The organism is Intestinimonas massiliensis (ex Afouda et al. 2020) (assembly GCF_001244995.1).
Taxonomy (GTDB): domain Bacteria; phylum Bacillota; class Clostridia; order Oscillospirales; family Oscillospiraceae; genus Intestinimonas; species Intestinimonas massiliensis.
This window is the reverse complement of sequence record NZ_LN869529.1, coordinates 1,939,725-1,957,212: the sequence shown is the minus strand read 5'-3', so window position 1 is coordinate 1,957,212 and position 17,488 is coordinate 1,939,725. Positions and strand designations below refer to the sequence as shown.

At 63.7% G+C, this 17,488-nt stretch carries 11 protein-coding genes and 1 riboswitch; of the genes, 6 read left to right on the top strand and 5 right to left on the bottom strand.

The annotated features are described in order from the left end of the window. Positions 1-61: 61 nt before the first annotated feature. The 5 genes from asnB to BN2154_RS13395 all read right to left on the bottom strand — a co-directional run bounded on the left by asnB (position 62) and on the right by BN2154_RS13395 (position 6,787). Positions 62-1,912 (bottom strand): asparagine synthase (glutamine-hydrolyzing), encoded by a 1,851-nt coding sequence (gene asnB / locus BN2154_RS13415; protein WP_050619259.1) that lies wholly within the window; start codon positions 1,910-1,912, stop codon positions 62-64. Positions 1,913-2,062: 150 nt separating this feature from the next. Further along, positions 2,063-2,362 carry an AtuA-related protein gene (locus BN2154_RS13410; RefSeq protein WP_050619258.1) on the bottom strand — a complete coding sequence of 100 codons (300 nt, stop codon included), beginning with the start codon at positions 2,360-2,362 and terminating at the stop codon, positions 2,063-2,065. A 28-nt stretch (positions 2,363-2,390) separates the two neighbouring features. Then, entirely contained in the window at positions 2,391-3,737 is a 1,347-nt protein-coding gene (locus BN2154_RS13405) for an acyclic terpene utilization AtuA family protein (protein ID WP_050619257.1), read from the bottom strand. Positions 3,738-3,777: 40 nt separating this feature from the next. Beyond that, on the bottom strand, positions 3,778-5,325 hold the full coding sequence (locus BN2154_RS13400) for a CitMHS family transporter (RefSeq protein ID WP_349676180.1): 1,548 nt from the start codon (positions 5,323-5,325) through the stop codon (positions 3,778-3,780). Between the two features lie 106 nt (positions 5,326-5,431). Continuing rightward, a complete protein-coding gene (locus BN2154_RS13395) occupies positions 5,432-6,787 on the bottom strand; it encodes a sigma-54 interaction domain-containing protein (protein ID WP_050619255.1) in 1,356 nt (451 codons plus the stop codon). 114 nt (positions 6,788-6,901) lie between these two features. Here BN2154_RS13395 and udk point away from each other — a divergent pair, with 114 nt between their 5' ends. From udk to BN2154_RS13365, 6 genes are all read left to right on the top strand, one after another. Next, positions 6,902-7,519, top strand: a complete 618-nt coding sequence (gene udk, locus BN2154_RS13390) for a uridine kinase (RefSeq protein ID WP_050619254.1) — start codon at positions 6,902-6,904, stop codon at positions 7,517-7,519. Between the two features lie 138 nt (positions 7,520-7,657). Continuing rightward, a complete protein-coding gene (locus tag BN2154_RS13385) occupies positions 7,658-7,858 on the top strand; it encodes a hypothetical protein (RefSeq protein WP_050619253.1) in 201 nt (66 codons plus the stop codon). Between the two features lie 61 nt (positions 7,859-7,919). Continuing rightward, a riboswitch (cyclic di-GMP riboswitch) is annotated at positions 7,920-8,007 on the top strand. A gap of 33 nt (positions 8,008-8,040) precedes the next feature. Next, positions 8,041-13,944 (top strand): Cna B-type domain-containing protein, encoded by a 5,904-nt coding sequence (locus BN2154_RS13380; RefSeq protein WP_050619252.1) that lies wholly within the window; start codon positions 8,041-8,043, stop codon positions 13,942-13,944. A gap of 148 nt (positions 13,945-14,092) precedes the next feature. Next, positions 14,093-14,797 carry a DUF4358 domain-containing protein gene (locus BN2154_RS13375; protein WP_050619251.1) on the top strand — a complete coding sequence of 235 codons (705 nt, stop codon included), beginning with the start codon at positions 14,093-14,095 and terminating at the stop codon, positions 14,795-14,797. Positions 14,798-14,875: 78 nt separating this feature from the next. After that, the gene (locus BN2154_RS13370) at positions 14,876-16,279 is read left to right on the top strand and encodes an MBOAT family O-acyltransferase (protein WP_050619250.1); all 1,404 of its coding nucleotides are present in this window, start codon (positions 14,876-14,878) and stop codon (positions 16,277-16,279) included. 13 nt (positions 16,280-16,292) lie between these two features. After that, complete coding sequence (locus tag BN2154_RS13365) at positions 16,293-17,447, top strand: DHHW family protein (protein WP_050619249.1); 1,155 nt, start codon at positions 16,293-16,295, stop codon at positions 17,445-17,447. The last annotated feature ends 41 nt before the right edge of the window (positions 17,448-17,488 follow it).

The window sequence follows — 17,488 nt, the reverse complement described above, 5'->3', positions numbered from 1 at the left end:
TTGAGAAGGAGTGAAGAAAAGATAAAGTTTTTCCGGCGGCGCTCTCCCCGCCGCCGGGGTGCTACACCGTCAGCCCGAACCGGACCATCCAGGCGTTGAGCTGCACCAGGTAGGCCAGCATCTGGGGCCCGGCCATGAGCTGGCCGAACCAGGGCCGGCCGTAGTCCCCGGCGGAGACCAGCATCCCCGCCCGCAGGGCGTTCTCGTCCACCAGAGCGTGCAGGGGAGCTGCCGGGTCGGCCAGGATCTCGGCCACCCGGGCCCGGACCAGCTCCTCGTAGAGGGGGTTGTGGGTCTTGGGATAGGGGCTCTTGGGCCGGGTGCGCACGTCCACGGGGAGCAGACCCTCCGCCGCGTCCCGCAGCACCTGCTTGCGCCGGCCGTTCATGGCCTTCATGCACCAGGGGATGTTCCAGACGTACTCCACCAGGTGGTGGTCGCAGAAGGGGACCCGCACCTCCAGGCCCGACCACATGCTCATGCGGTCCTTGCGGTCCAGCAGGGTGGACATGAACCAGTTGAGGTTGAGCCAGGCCACCTCCCGCCGCCGGGCGTTTTCCGGGTCCTCCCCCTCCAGCCGGGGGGTCTGGGCCACCGACTGGGTGTAGCGGTACTGCACGTAATCCTCCACTCCCAGCCGCTTCCACAGCCGCGGGTCAAAGACCTCCCTGCGGGCGTCCAGGCCCCGGCTCCAGGGGAAGGTGGAGGCGTGGAGCATCTCGGGCCGCTCGAACCAGGGGTAGCCCCCGAACACCTCGTCGGCGCACTCCCCGGACAGGGCCACCACATGTTTTTGGGCCACCTGGCGGCAGAAATAGAGCAGGGAGGCGTCCACGTCGGCCATGCCGGGCAGGTCCTTGGCCCGCATAGCCTGGTCCAGCAGGGCGGCCAGATCGGGGATGGGGCAGGTGAGTACGGTGTGCCGGGTGTGAAAGGCCTCCACCATGCGCTCCACCCAGGGCCAGTCGGCGTCGGGCTGGAAGGAGGAGGGCCGGAAGTACTTTTGGTTGTCGGCGTAGTCGAAGGAGTAGGTCTCCAGGGCGGGCAGGCCCCGGCGCTGGTAGTCCCGGGCGGCTACGGCGGTGATGACGCTGGAGTCCAGCCCGCCGGACAGGAAGGTGCACAGGGGCACGTCGGAGACCAACTGCCGGGTGACGGCGCCGGTGACCAGCTCCCGGACCCGGACCACCGTGTCCTCATAGGAGTCGGTGTGGGGGCGGCTGACCAGGGACCAGTAACGCTCCTGCCGGGCCCCGGCCGGGCCGATGACCATCTGGTGGGCGGGCCGGAGCTCCTCCACCCCGGCGAACACCCCTACCCCGGCAGTCCGGGCGGGGCCGATACCCAGCACCTCGCACCACCCGGCGGCGTCCACCCGGGGGGTGAGACCGGGATAGGCGAACAGCGCCTTGAGCTCGGAGCCGAAGACAAAGGCCCCGTCGTCGGCCCAGGCGTAGAAGAAGGGCTTCACCCCGAAGCGGTCCCGGCAGGCGAAAAACTGCTTTCGGGCCCCGTCCCAGATCACGAAGGCGTAGATGCCCTCCAGCCGGGTCCCCACCGCCTCGCCGTATTCCAGATAGGCGGCGAGGAGCACCTCGGTGTCGGAGGCGGTCTCAAAAGCGTGGCCCCGCCCCTCCAGGTCCCGGCGCAGCGCGCCGGTGTTGTAGAGCTCACCGTTGTAGACGATAACGTAGTCCTGTCCCTCCCGGGACCGGGTCATGGGCTGTCTGCCCCGGTCCGGGTCGATGACCGCCAGCCGCCGGTGGACCAGCGCCCCGGCGGGGCAGGTCCACTCCCCCCTGTCGTCGGGGCCCCGGTGGTGCAGCGTCTCCTCCATGGAATGGGCAATGGCCGCCCATTCCGGACGGCCATTGTCCCGCTCAAAGTGGATGAATCCGGCAATTCCGCACATACGCAGTTCTCCTTTCGGGTTTACACCGCTAGTATATGCAAAAACCGGGCTTTTGCCCCGCCACGCGGAAAAAAGGCCCCGGACTTCCGTAAAAGTCCGGGGTGGGAAAAGCAGAATTCGTGTTGGGGATTCGGAGGGTATTGGAAGGACTTAGATGTCCATATCCAGCAGGTAGGAGCTCAGACCCTTGCCGTGCATATCCACGGACAGGGAGCGGGTGACGCCGCCGCCCAGGGCGGCGTACATGACGAAGTTGAGGGCGTGGATGTTGGGCAGCTCGTAACGGACCACCTCGCCCTTGACGATGCCCTTGAAGTGCTCCTTCACCTTTTCGGCGGTGACCTTCTCCTTGAGCAGCGCAAAGTCCTTGGCGTCGTAAGCGATGAGGGACACGTTGGAGATGTTGCCCTTGTCGCCGGTGCGGGAGTGTGCGATATCCCAGAGTTTCATGGCGGATACTTCCTTTCTGTCCCTAAAATCAGACTTCAAAAATTTCGGCTTCCGGCTTGACGTCGTAGCGGCTGACCAGGATGGAGGCCACGGATACGATGTCGCGGGTGCGCTTCACGGCGCCGCAGCCGCCGGCGGGGCCGTTGGTGTAGAGAGCCTCCACCTCGTTGGCGATGATGTCGGCGTCCGCCTTGGTCTTGGCCCGGCCGGCCACCCGGACCCGGACCTCGCTGGGCTCCTCGTTGTACTGGTAGTCGGGGTTCCAGTACAGGCTGTTGCAGCCGATGAGGTCAAACTTGAGCTCGTCGAAGGTGTGGGGGGCCACCAGCTCCAGCCGCTCCTTGACGATGTCCAGGGCCAGCTTGGCGCGGGCGACGCAGCCGGGTCCGCCGTAGGAAATCTCGCCGTCGCCGATGAAGCAGTCGCGGTAGCCGATGGAGCACTTGAAGGTCTCGGTCTTGGGCTTGCCGGTGGCGCCCTCCACCTGTACCTTGTCCTTGGCCACCTCGGTAAACTTGACCTGCTTGAAGTCGGCCACCACGTCGGGGGTGAAGTAGTTCTCGGGGTCGTGGATCTCATAGACGATCTGCTCGGAGCAGGTCTCTACGGTCACCATGCCGCCGGCCTCGGGGACCTTGGTGACAAAGAAGGAGCCGTCCTCAGCCACCTCGATGATGGGGAAGCCCAGGTGGCCCACGCCGGGCACGTCCTTCTTGCCCGGCTCAGCGAAGTAGCCGCCGGTAACCTGGCCGCCGCACTCCAGCAGGTGGCCCGCCATGGTGCCCTTGCCCAGCTTGTCCCAGTCCTCCAGGGACCAGCCGAACTCGTGGATGAGGGGGGCCATGAAGATGGCGGGGTCGGAGACACGGCCGGTGATGACCACGTCGGCGCCCAGATCCAGGGCCTTCAGAATGCCCTCCACGCCCATGTAGGCGTTGGCGGAGACAATCTCGCCGGGCAGCTTGGACAGGGGCTCGTGGGTCTCCCAGACCTCGGTGTCCCTGTACTTGTCGATGACGGGCAGCAGATCGTCGCCGGTGACACAGGCGATCTTCATGCCGGTGAGGCCGTGCTTGCGGGCGATCTCCACGCATTTTTTGGCGGCGGCCTGGGGGTTGGCGGAGCCCATGTTGGTGATGATCTTCACCTTGTGCTCCCAGGCCAGAGGGAGGGCCTTTTCCATGCGGTGCTCCAGCAGCCCGTTATAGCCCTTGGTGGGGTCCTTCAGCTTGGCCTGCTGGCCGATGGCGATGGTGCGCTCGGCCAGGCACTCGTAGCTGATGTAGTCCAGATTGCCCTTCTCAATGAGTTCCAGGGAGGGCTCCAGGCGGTCGCCGGCGTAGCCTGCGCCGCTGCCGATACGGATGGTTTTCATAGTACGACTTCCTTTCTAGCAGTTAAAAGGTAGGTGTGGTTCAGATGGAGATGCCGCCGGTGATGACGCCCACCACCAGCATGATGAGGGAGATGGCCCACACCATGGGAATGGTCTTTTTCTGATGCTCGCCCAGGTCCACGCCGGCCAGGCCTACCAGCAGGAAGGTGGAGGCGGTGAGGGGGGAGACAGGGAAGCCGGTGGTCATCTGGCCCAGAATGGCGGCCTGGCCCACGTTGACGCCGGCCACGCCGAAGCCCTCGGCGGTCTGCGCCAGCACGGGCAGCACGCCGTAATAGAAGGAATCGGGGTCAAACAGCAGGGAGGCGGGCATGGAGATGATACCCACAATGATGGGGAAGAACCGGCCCAGAGAGGCGGGGATGAGGGCGGTGAGCGCGCCGGCCATCTCGGTAATCATGCCGGTGCCCTTCATGATGCCGGTAAAGCAGCCGGCGGCGAAGAGGACGGAGCACATCATCAAGCACTCCTTGGCGTGGGCGTCCACCCGGGCCTTGGAGTCCTTCACGTTGGGGTAGTTGATGACGGTAGCCAGCACGTAGAAGACCATGAAGACCACGGCGGGGGCAAAGCCGGAGAACAGCAGGGAGAGGATGGCCAGGATGATGAGGGCCAGGTTGATGGGGAAGAGATGGGGCCGCAGCAGGGCCTTCTGCTCATCGGAGAGCTCGGCCATAGTGACTTCGGCATTGCCCAGGGCCACGGAGCCGATGCGGGCTTTCTCCTTCTTGCCCAGCAGGGCGGCGAATACCACCACGCAGATCAGGCCCACGATGACGGCGGGGAGAACGGGCATGAACAGCTCCTTGACCACGTCCACGCTCAGAGCGGTGGCGGCGCGGATGGTGGGGCCGCCCCAGGGCAGGATATTCATGGTGCCGGCGGCCATGGCGACGATGGTGGCCAGGGTGGTGCGCTTCATGCCCACGGCGTCATACAGGGGCACCAGCGGGGGCACGCAGATCAGGAAGGTGACGGCGCCGGAGCCGTCCAGATGGACGCACATGGCCAGGATGGCGGTGCCGATGGCGATCTTCACGGGGTCGGTGCCCATCATCCTGGTGATGCCGCCGATGATGGGGCGGAAGGTGCCGGCGTCGGTGAGGATGCCGAAGAACAGGATGGAGAAGATGAACATGACGCCGGTGGCGGCCACGGAGCCGATGCCGGACGAGCCGGTGATCATCTTGCCCAGGGACTTAAAGTTGGCCATGAAGTTGACGACGCCGGCGGTCCCCTCCGGGGCGCCCTCCGGGACCACTGCGATGAAGAAGCAGGCCAGGATGCCGGTGATGACGGGGACCGCGATGAGGGCGACCAGGGGAGACGCTTTCTTGGTCATGATCAGGACGAGCATGACGATGACTGTGATGAAACCAAGTGCTGCTAACATGCAAATACCTCCTCGTTTTTGCAGCGCGATCTGTGGGGCTTCTCGCTTGCGCTTAGTTAACAAAGCAAGGGGCGTGCCAAAACTTGAGAAAAAAATAAAAAAGCCCCGCGGCGCCTGGGGGACAAGGCGCCGCGGGTTTTGGGAACGGGGCGGAGCGCGGCCAATTGGCCGCACCGCAATTCTAAAATATTAGAAATCCGACATGTTTTGCGGGACGAATGGGGGTCCAAGCCGTTGCAAATGGCGAAATTCTAAAATGCTGGAACTGATTTCTAAAAAACTAGAAGTCAGGCGCGTTCAGCTTGTTGTATAGGCTGGCCAGAGAGATGCCCAACTGGGCGGCCGTTTTTTTCTTGCCCTCCAGACTGGCGCCGTTCCGGGCCAGCAGCCGCTGGATCTCCCGCTTTTCAAAGGCCCGGACCCTTTGGACCAGAGGGAGGGCGGCGTCGTGCTCCGCGGGGCGGCGCAGGTCGGCGGGGAAGGCCTCGCAGGTAATGATGCCGGAGGGGGTGAGGTAGGCGGAGAACTCCAGCACGTTGCGCAGCTCCCGCACGTTGCCGGGCCAGCTATGCGCCTGGAGGAGGCGCACGGCCTCGTCGGTGAGGGTAAAGGGGCGGCGCAGCTTGTGGGAGAGCTGGTCCAGAATGGCGGCGGCCAGGGCGGGGATGTCGCCGGTCCGCTCCCGAAGGGGCGGAATGTGGATGGGAAAGGTGTTGAGGCGGTAATAGAGATCCTTTCGAAACTTGCCCTGATCCACATAGTCCGGCAGGCCGGCGTTGCACGCGGCGATCACCCGCACATCCACGTCGATCTCCTTGACGCCGCCCACCGGACGGATGCGGCGCTCCTGAAGCACCCGGAGCAGCTTGGCCTGGAGGCCCAGGTCCATCTCGGAGATCTCGTCCAGGAAGAGGGTGCCGCCGGCGGCGGCCTCGAAGAGCCCCAGCTTGCCGCCCTTTTTCGCCCCGGTGAAGGCCCCCTCCACGTAGCCGAACAGCTCGGACTCCAGCATGTTGGGATTGAAGTTGGCACAGTTGATGGCCACAAAGACCCCCTCCCGCCGGAGACTGGCGTTGTGGATGGCCTGGGCGTAGAGCTCCTTTCCGGTGCCGCTCTCCGACTCCAGCAGCACGGTAGCGTCGGTGGCGGCGATCTTTTCCGCCAGGGCCTTGGTCTGGGCTCCCGCCGGGCTCTCGGCCACGATGTCGTCGAAGGTATACCGGGCGCCGTTGGCCTTGTTGATGCGGTGGAGGACCTGCTTGCTCCGGGCCTCCATGGCCTCCAGCTCTTCCCGGGCCCGGTAGGCGTCGTCCAGGAAGGTGACCACCGATAGGCCGCCCAGAAGCACCCCGTCCCGGTAGATGGGGTACAGGTTGACAAAGTAGAAGTCCTCCACCTCCTGCCGGGTCAGATGGAGGATGGGCTCGCCCTTCGCCAGCACATCGGGCAGGCGGGCGCCGGGCCGCAGGTCCCGGAGCCGGTAGCCCTCGATGGGGCCGATATCGCCTCCGGCCTCCTTGTTGAGAAATTCCCGGTAGGCCGTGTTGCCGAAGACGATGATCCCGTCGGTGTCGATGATGGTGATGCCCTCCCGCATGGCGTTGAAGGCGGCGCGGGCGGCCTCGTTGAGCTCCATGGGTGCCCCCCCTTTCCGTAGGGCTATTGTATCCCGTCCGGCGGAGGGACGCAAGAGGGATTGTCAAAGCCGTCTGTATCCTTTATAATTGGGAAAAACGAGGAGGCGGGACGCATGGACACCATGATCATCGGCATCGCCGGCGGGACCGGCTCGGGCAAGACCACCCTGACCCAGCATCTCAAGGACCACTTTGGGGAAAACGTCAGCGTGGTCTACCACGACAACTATTATAAGGCCCATCCCAATATGCCCTATGAGGAGCGCTGCAAGCTCAACTACGACCACCCGGACGCCTTCGATACCGACCTCATGGTGGAGGATCTGAAGACGCTGTGCGCAGGCCAGACCATCCACTGCCCGGTGTACGACTATACCATCCACAACCGCTCCAAGGACACGGTGGAGGTGCGGCCCACCAAGGTGGTCATCGTGGAGGGCATTTTGATCTTCCACCCTAAGGAGCTGCGGGACCTGATGGACATCAAGATCTTTGTGGACACCGACGCCGACGTGCGAATCCTGCGGCGCATTCTGCGGGACGTAAAGGAGCGGGGCCGGAGTCTGGACTCGGTCATCAGCCAGTATTTGAATACGGTCAAGCCCATGCACCAGCAGTTTGTCCAGCCCAGCCGCCAGTATGCGGACATTGTGGTGCTGGACGGGGGCCACAACCTGGTGGCGCTGGATATGATCACCCAGCGCATCAAGAGCCACGTGGACGGGGGGTAGAACGAACCGGACTTCTGCTACAGGAGTCCGATTCTTTTTTTCAGCAATATTTGAAATGTGACCGAAATGTATCTTTTCTGAGTTAGACTTGGTGCATAGAACACGCAGAGCCTCTCATATGGATGGAGGTGATTGCTGGTGAAGCAATCCACAGGCGAGAGGGAGACCTTCGTGGTGCGCATCCTCAATACGCAGAACGCCACCTGGCAGGGGACGGTCACCTGGACGGACGGCCGGAGGACGGAGCCCTTCCGCAGCGCGTTGGAGCTCATCCGCCTGATCGACAGTACCCTGCTGGAGCAGGAAGAGGAGGGGGATGCGCCGGGCCGGGAGAACTGAGAAAGAGGAGCGCCCTTTTCCAAGTCTGGCAGACAGACGCAGCGAACCCGAGAAAGCAGAACACGTGCAGAGGCAAACCGGCCGAAAGGCCGGGACGCAAAGCCAGGAGGCTAAAGCGGCTGTGCCGCCAGGCTCGTCCGGCCGCCACAATGTTCCACTCTTTTTAAGAAGGAGAATGAAACATGATGGCAAAGAGAATGAAGAGGACCCTGGCCCTGGCGCTATCGCTGGTGATGGTGTTGGGCCTCCTGCCCGCCGCCGCCTTTGCGGCCCGGGTGGAGGACGAGTACGACAGTACCGCCCAGATCGTGGATGCGGGCGGCACGCGGTACTTCAAGAAGGACGGCAACGGCGTGGCCGAGACCACAAAAGAGGCCGGCGACGCCATCCTGGAGATTACCAAGAGTGTGGCCGGGACCCAGGTGGAGAATGAGTTTGAGATCACGCTCCAGGTCAAGACCACCGAGGACCTGACCACCATCCCCGGCAAGACCCCCGACAGCGCCGTGGTGCTGGTGCTGGACGTGTCCAACAGTATGGACGACTGCGCCAAGTGCGGCAAGGAGCAGGACCATGCTAACCATACGCCGAACCGCTGCAACTGCGGTTCCTGGTTGTGTGATGGCCGCCATGCATTCATAGATAAACACGGCGGTTTTATGGGAGGACCTAACGGTACTTGTGACGTAGACGGTTGCTGGGGAACGGCGGAGAATCACTATACCGTGACCCCTGACTGCGTTTATGAGGCTCGTCTGACCCAGGCGAAGAAGGCGGCCAAGGATTTCATCGACACCTTCGCCACCCAGACCGGCGCTCAGGAGGGCGACAAGCGTCTGGTGCAGATCATCGCGTTCGGCAGCGATGCCAAGACCTATACCTCTCAGTGGTATGATGTCAACGATGCTGCCAACGGCGCCGCCAATATCACCGCGCTGAAGAACATCATCGGCACCGGGCTGGACAGTGGAATCCGGGTGGGCAACGGCGACGGCAAGGGCGGCACTAACATCGAGGGCGGCCTGATGCTGGCCCGGAACCTGCTGCAGGATGGTTTGAAAAATGGTCAGCCTTTGAACGGGATGGAGTACCTCTATACCGTGCTGCTGACGGACGGAGCCCCCACTTTCCATGTAAATAAAGACCAATCCGATACGAAACGCATCGACGGCACCAAGGGCGGTGGCAGCTACACCACCACCAATGATGTCCGTGACGTGGCCGGCGTGGCTTCGGCCATCAAGGGCCTCGCCAGTGCTTCCAAGCTGTTCTCCATTGCATACGGCAAAGACGTGGCCGGGGATAAGCCCTTTGGCAGCGTGAGCGGCATTGACAGCCCCGTGGCGGGCACCACATGGAAGAACCTGACCATCGGCCAGTGGCTGGGCAGCTTCTCCACCAACGCCTATGAGGCCGATGACAACCAGACCCTGTTTGATGCCTTTGAGGCCATCGGCAGTACCATCCGCCTGGCGGCTCAGGCGTGGCGGGTGGAGGACCAGATGGGCGCCAACATCACCTATCTGGGGGAGACCACCACCGGAACCTTTACCAACGCCGTGACCCCTGCCGAGGACGGAGAGTCCTTCCAGTGGAACGTGCTGGCCTCCGGTTATGATCCGGCCATCACCACGATCAAGCCCGCCGGCTCCAGCGAGCCTTCTACCTATGGCTATACCATGAAGTACCGCGTCCGTCTGGACAATACGGACGGCAGCACCACCGCCTATCCGACCAATACCGCCGCCACGCTGAAGTTCATGCTGACCAACGATCAGGGCGAGTGGCCCAGCATCGGCGAGGGCGAGACCGCCGAGACCCATCTGAAAACCGTGGACTTCCCGGTACCCACGGTCAAGGGCAACTTCGGCGCTCTGCGCTTCACCAAGGTGGACAAAAACACCCAGGCCGCCCTGCCCGGCGTGACCTTCACCCTGACCTGTGACTGCAAGGACCCCGCCCACACCAAGATCGCGGCCTCTTCCGATACCGGCGCGGTGTCCTTCACCGATATCCCCTCCGGCCATACGTACACCCTGACCGAGACCCTGCCCGAAGGCGATCCCCACGACCCCGCCAGCATCGGCACCGTCACAGTAAAGGTCTCCGGCGGCGTTGTCTATGTCAACGGCCAGAAGAACCCCACGGACCTGAAGCTGGAGAACACCTATCTCCCCGGCGCCCAGGATCTGACCGTCACCAAGCAGTGGGGCGCCACCCCCGACGGCCTCCAGACCGCTGTCCAGGTGGTCTATGAGCAGTACCTGAATCATACCAAGACCGCCACCAGCGATCCGGTCACCCTCACCGCTGCCGACGACTGGACCCACACCTGGAACGATGTCCCCGTCCGTGACATCCTGACCGGCGAGGCCTATGCCTATGTGGTCCGCGAGTACGTGAACGGCGCCGTGGCCGAGGGCAACCAGGTATCCACCATCAACGGCAAGGACTATCTGGTCACCTACAATGACGTGAACAACATCATCACCAACGAGATTCAGAACGAGATGTCCATCCCCGTGGAGAAGCAGTGGCTGACCCCCGACAGCATGAAGGGCGCGGTCACCGTCAACCTGCTCCGGGACGGCAGTCCCTTCCAGACCCTGACCCTGTCTGGCACCAAGCTGTCCGGCGCCTTTGAGAAGGTCCCCGTGTATGCCGAGAACGGCGACCGGTACACCTATTCCATCACCGAGACCGTGTCCCAGGACGCCGGCTACTCCGCCCATATCGTGAAGAACGACGACGGCAGCTACACCATCCAGAACGTGGTCAATCAGACTACCGTCGCCGTGGAAGGCTCCAAGGCCTGGGTGGACGGCAACAGCGGCGCCCGGCCCCAGACCGTGGAGGTCAGCCTGTGGAAGACCGGCTCCAATACGGCGCAGGACACCCGGACCATCGGCTGGAACGCCGAGACAGAGACCTATGACTGGACCTACTCCTTCACCGGTCTGCCCAAGTACGACCTCACCTACAACGAGACCACCGACCTGTGGGAGGGCACCGGCGCCGAGATTGAATATTACGTCACCGACGACGCCGAGGGCTATGACCCCGCCATCGCTTACAAGGGCGAGGACGGCCAGTATAACCTGACCAACAAGCTGACTCAGGTCGAGATGACCATCAGCGTCACCAAGACCTGGGACGACGAGGGCTTTGAAGACGAGCGGCCCGACAGTCTGACCTTCTCCCTCTACGGCGCGGACAAGGAAAACGCCCTTGCGACCCTGGTCCTGAACGCTAAGGAAGAGGAGCAGGACTCCGAGGAGCCCGGCGGCACCCCCACCGTGATCACCTACTGGGAGGACTCCACCACCGGGCGCTTTGACGGCACCTTCCCCAAGTACGACGCCACCGGCGCGGCCATCGGCTACACCGTGGTGGAAGCCGAGCCCGCCCACTACGACGCCACCGTGGGGCAGGCCGAAGTGGACGACGCCACCATCCACTTCCCCGTGAAGAACACCCTGAACGGCGACACCACCGCTGTCAGCGTGGAGAAGATCTGGAAGGACACCCGCACCAACGCCGACCGCCCCAAGGCCACCATCAAGCTGATGGACGGTTCCACCGTGGTGGACAGCATCGACCTGCCCCGGGCGGATGAGCAGGGCGTCCTGGTCAACACCTACACCTTCACCGACCTGACCAAGTACCGCGACGGCGGCCGGATTCAGTACACCGTGGCGGAGGACACCGTCACCGGCTATCAGACCCCTGTCATCGCGGGCAGCATGGAAACCGGCTACACCGTCACCAACACCGTGAAGCAGCAGAGCGGCGACGAGGGCGTCACCGTGTCCGGCACCAAGAGCTGGCTGCCTGCCGACGGCATCCACCACCCCGCCAGCACCACCATCCAGCTCCAGTCCGATGCGGCCGAAGCCAACGTGTTTGCAAATGTGACCGGCAAGACTGCCACCGCCACCGCCGAGGGCGGCTGGACCTACACCTTCACCGGCCTGGACCGGTACGCCTATGACGACGGGGGCGTCCGCGAGATCCAGTACAAGGTGACCGACACGGTAAGCGGCTACGAGACCACCGGCGGCGCCAGGAACGCCCAGGGCGCCTATGACCTGACCAACACCTTCCAGCAGGAGTTTACCTCTGTCTCCGGCAAGAAGGTCTGGGTGGACGGCAGCAGCGCCGCTCGTCCCGCCTCTGTCACCGTGGCCCTTCTGGCCGACGGCGTCGAGGTAGACCGTCAGACCGTCAGCGCCGTGGAAGGCAGCAGCGAGTGGGCCTTTACCTTCGGCGTGAGCGACGGCGGCGCCACCCTGCCCAAGTACAGCGCTTACAATACCGCCATCGCCTACACCGTCCGTGAGGTCGCGCCCGACGGAACCTGGGTGGAGCTCCCCGAGGGTCAGACCAAGGGCAGCGTCACCTACACCGTGGGCGACAGCACCCTCACCTACGACGTGACCTACGGCGACAACTACACCATTACCAACACCAAGCCCCAGGATTACTCCGACGTCACCATCAACAAGGTGTGGAAGGACGGCTCCAACGCCGCCGGCACCCGCCCCGCCACCGTCAGCCTGACCCTGCTGCGCAATGGCAGCGAGTATGAGACCGTGACTCTGGGCCCGAATGAGCCCGGTACCAACGTGAACGGCGACACCTGGAGCCACACCTTCACCGGTCTGCCCAAGTATGACGACGGCCGGAACGCCTACCGCTACACCGTCCGGGAAAACGGCCTGGATGAGGACGGCTGCCTGCCCGCCGCCGTGGAGGGCGAGCGCTACACCGCGTCCGTGAACGGCCTTACCGTGACCAACACCATTCAGCAAAAGACCATCTCCATTTCCGGTGAGAAGAAGTGGGAGAACACCCCTGAGAACTGGGTCGCGCCGGAACGGGTGACCATCGAGCTCTATAAGAGCAACGGCACTGTGCTGGTGGACTCCGTGGACCTGCCCAGGACCGCCGCCGACGCGCCGGCAGAGTCCGCTCCTTCCACCTCCGAGCCCGTGGAGAGCGCTCCCGCCGCGCCCGACTGGAGCTATACCTTCACCGGCCTGCCCAAGTACGATCGGAACGACGCGGGTGAGGGCAGTGGCGCGCTCATCGACTACACCCTGAAAGAGAAGGGCGTCCTGGAGAACGGTACCATCATCTACACCGTGAAGAGCGACGGCAAGGATCGCAAGGACACCTACCAGGTGGAGTACAAGACCAACGAGGACGGCACCCGGGATGTGGTGAACACCTGGAAGGACAACGAGTATTACAGCTATCTGGTCAAGGCCACCTATATCTCCAAGGTGAACGGCACGACCACCACCGTCACCGACGTGCAGGTGGCCGGCGGCCGCGGCGACGCCAACGAGACCATCCGGATCGCCTCCGGCGACTATACCACCTACGGCGGCCACAGCGACTACGAGTACGTGCTGGGCAGCGCCAAGCTCAATGGCGAGACCTACCAGGAGGGCCAGAAGAACTTCTCCTTCGTGCTGGACGATTCCTCCGTGGTGGAGACTCTGGAGCTGACTTACTACCGCGAGAAGACCACCCCCGATCCCGAGCCGGATCCGGGCCCCAGCGGAAAGGATTACTACCGGGTCATCGTCAACTACCTGGAGGAGGGTACGGATCGAGTGCTGGCCACCCAGTACCGCTCCGAGAAGATCCGAGAGGGCAACTCCTGGGATGTGACCGAGCAGACCGAAAAGAGCATCGAGGGCTACGAGCGGGTTCGCGTGGACGGTGAGCCCACCGGCCGGAACATCCAGTCCAACGTCATCATTGATGTCTACTACACCGCTGTGACCGAGATTCCCGACCAGCCCACCCCCGGCGGCTCCGACCCGGTGGACCCCCAGCCCACCCCCGGCGGCGAGACGGAGAGCCCCGATCAGCCCTCTCCGGCGGACCCGGGCCCCGACGGCGGCGCGACCGAGATTGTGGATGAGGGCACACCCATGGGCAACCTGCCCCAGACCGGCACCGTGGCCGCTCCTGTGGACCCCTCTGTCACGCTGGGCCTGATGGCCCTGTCCGCCTCCCTGTCCGCGGCCGGCCTGGCCTTCTGCATCGGCCGCAAGAAGGAAGAGGAGAACTAAGCGCCCGCACCGCAAAAGCATCGAAAGGGCCCCGCGCCTTGGCGCGGGGCCCTTTTTTGTAAAAATCGACGCAGACCGGGAACCTTTTGCGCCGCCCCGTCGTCCAAGACAGCGTATCACCCAAAACCGAAAGGAGCCAAGCACTCTTATGAATCAGCGTATCCTCTCCGTGCTGCTGGCGGGGACCCTCTCCCTAACCCTGCTGGCCGGCTGCGCCCCCGCGGGCAGCGAGACCTCCCAGCCTCCCGAGACCACCCCGATGGTCACGCCCACCCAGCCGGCGGAGCCCACCGAGACCCCGGTCCTGCCCACCGAGACGCCCGGCGCCGCCCCCGAAAGCACCCCCGGGGCCGCCAAGCCCTCCCAGAGCCCCAAGCCTTCGGAGAAGCCCAATGCCGCCCCCTCTCAAAAGCCCCAGGCCAGCCCTGAGGCCACGCCCGTCCCCACCCCCTCCGAGAGCCCGGACACCAGCTCTGTGGTCACCCAGGTGTGGGAGCAGATCGCCGCCGATTTGGCCGACGTGCTGCCCTCTTCCATGGACCTGACCGGCGACGACCTGAAGAGCACCTACGGCATCGACCCGGCGGACCTGGAGGATTACGTCTGCAAGCTGCCCATGATGAGCGCCCATATCACCGAGTTTTTCATTGCCAAGGTGAAGGACGGCAAGATGGATGCCGTCAAGGCCGCGCTCCAGGCCCGGCAGGAGGCCCTGGCCGGCGGCTTCCTCTACCCCTCGCTGGTGGAGCTGGTGGAGGACTACAAGCTGGTGGTCAACGGCAATTACATCCTCTTCTGCATCACCGAGAACGCCGACCAGGCGGTAGAGATCTTTGACGACTATACAAAGTAAGGAAAAGCGGGTATAATACCAAAAGGCCGGCCTGTGGGCCGGCCCTTTTCCGCCATTCCGTGACGTGAGGTGAGCCTGTTGGTCTTTTCCAGCCCGCTGTTTCTGTTTTTCTATCTGCCCGCAGTTCTGCTGGTTTACTATATGACGCCTCTGCGGTGGCGCAACGCGGTCCTGCTGGTCTTCAATCTGATCTTCTATGGCTGGGGGGAGCCGGTGTATATCCTCATCATGTTTCTCTCCATCGCCATTGACTACACCCATGGGATGCTGGTGGAGAGGGCCAAACGGCGGGGGCGGGACGGCCGGGCCCGGGCGGCGGTGTGCTCCTCGGTGCTCTTCAACCTGGCCCTGCTGTTTTTCTTCAAGTATTGGGACTTCCTGGCCGAGAGCCTGGCCGCCGTGGGGCTGGACTTCATGCCCCGGCTGGGTCTGAGCCTGCCCATCGGCATCTCCTTCTACACCTTCCAGACCATGAGCTATACCATCGACGTATACCGGGGGGACGCGCCGGTACAGCGCAGCGTGATCAGCTTCGGCACCTTCGTTACGCTTTTTCCCCAGCTCATTGCCGGCCCCATCATCCAGTACAAGGACCTGGACGCGCAGTTGGACCACCGGGACCACACGGCGGAGAAGTTTGCCTCCGGCGTGCAGGTCTTTGTGGTGGGTATGGCCAAGAAGGTGCTGCTGGCCAACAACCTGGGGATGCTGTGGGATGCCTACAAGGCCGTCCCCGCCGCCGGGCTCACCGTCCTGGGGGCCTGGCTGGGGGTGGCGGCGTTCTCCCTGCAAATCTACTTTGACTTCTCCGGCTACTCCGACATGGCCATCGGCCTGGGCCGGATGCTGGGCTTCGAGTTCAAGCCCAACTTTGACTACCCCTATATCTCCCGAAGCATCACCGAGTTCTGGCGGCGGTGGCACATCTCCCTGGGCACCTGGTTCCGGGAGTACGTCTACATCCCCCTGGGGGGCAACCGGGTCTCCCGGGGCCGGCTGTGCTTCAACCTGCTGGTGGTGTGGGGCCTGACCGGCATCTGGCACGGGGCGAGCTGGAACTTCCTGCTGTGGGGCCTCTATTTCGGGGTGCTCCTTATGCTGGAAAAGCTGTTTCTGAAGCGGTGGATCGACCGCTGGCCCGCCTGTTTCCGGCACGCCTATACCTTGCTCTTGGTGGCGGTGAGCTGGGCCATCTTCGCCCTGGAGGACTTTGGCCAATTGGGCGCCTACCTGGCGGTGATGTTCGGCCTGGCGGGGCGGAGCCTGACCGATGGGGCCTTCTTCTACTATCTGTGCTCCTACCTGCCGGTGCTGGTCCTGGCCTGCCTGGCCTCCACCCCCCTGGCCCGCCGCCTGTGGCACAGGGCTCCCGCACGGGCCGTCCAGGCGGCGCTGCCGGTGCTGCTGCTGGCGGGTCTGCTGCTGTCCACCGCCTATCTGGTGGACGCCACCTACAACCCCTTCCTGTATTTCCGGTTCTGAGGAGGCGAGAAGCATGTCAAAAAAATACGCTGTCTTCATCACCGTGCTGTTCTGCGCCTTTCTAGGCGCCTTTGCCGTGGCCAACGCCCTGAAGCCGGACCGGGAGTTTTCCCCCATGGAGAACCGCTATCTGGCCCAGCGGCCCACCCTGGACAGACGGGACTTCACCCTGAGCTGGAGCGCAGCCGGGACCGGGGACTTTTTCAGCGGCAAATTCATGTCGGACTTCGAGCGCTATGTCACCGACCAGTTTGTGGGCCGGGACGGCTGGATCGCCGCCAAGGCGGCGGCGGAAAAGCTCTCGGGCAAGGGGGAGAACAACGGGGTCTATCTCTGTAAAAAGGAGACCCTGATCCCCCGGTTTGACCGGCCGGATGCCCGAAGGGTGACGGATAATCTGAATTATGTGAACAAATTGGTGGAACATGTGGACATTCCGGTGTACTTTGCCCTGATCCCCGGTAAGGTTTCGGTGTGGGCGGACCGGCTGCCGGAGGGGGCTCCCAACGCCGACGAGAGCGCCATCCTCCGGGAGGCGGCGGCCGCCTCCCGGGCCCGATGGGTGGATGTCCAGGGGGCTCTGCTGGCCCATGCCGGGGAGGACATCTACTACCGGCTGGACCACCACTGGACCAGCCTGGGGGCCTATTACGGCTACGCCGCCCTGACGGAGGCCATGGGACTGGACCCGGTGCCCCTGAGCGCCTATGAAAAGACCACGGTCTCCACCGACTTCAACGGCACCACCTTTTCCTCCTCCGGCGTGCGGTGGATGACGCCGGACGTCATCGACCAGTACGTGCCGGAGGACGGGGTGGAGGTGACCTCCTGGTTTGGAGCGGAGCCCCAGACGGGGAGCCTCTACGACTGGTCGAAGCTGGAGGAAAAGGACCAGTACGCCTTTTTCATGGGGGGCAACCAATCCCTGGCGGTGGTGCGGACGGAGCATACCGACGCTCCCAAGCTGCTCATTGTCCGGGACTCCTATACCGACAGCCTGGTCCCCTTCCTCACCGCCCACTTCTCCGAGATCCACCTGGTGGACCCCCGGTACAACAAGACCCCTCTCAGCGGATATCTCGCGGAAAACGAGATCGACCAGGTGCTGGTCCTTTACAGCGCGGCGAATTTCGTCAGCGACACCAACCTGTTTGTCCTGAGCAAATAAAAAAGACCGGGCGGACTGGAGAGTCCGCCCGGTCTTTGGCG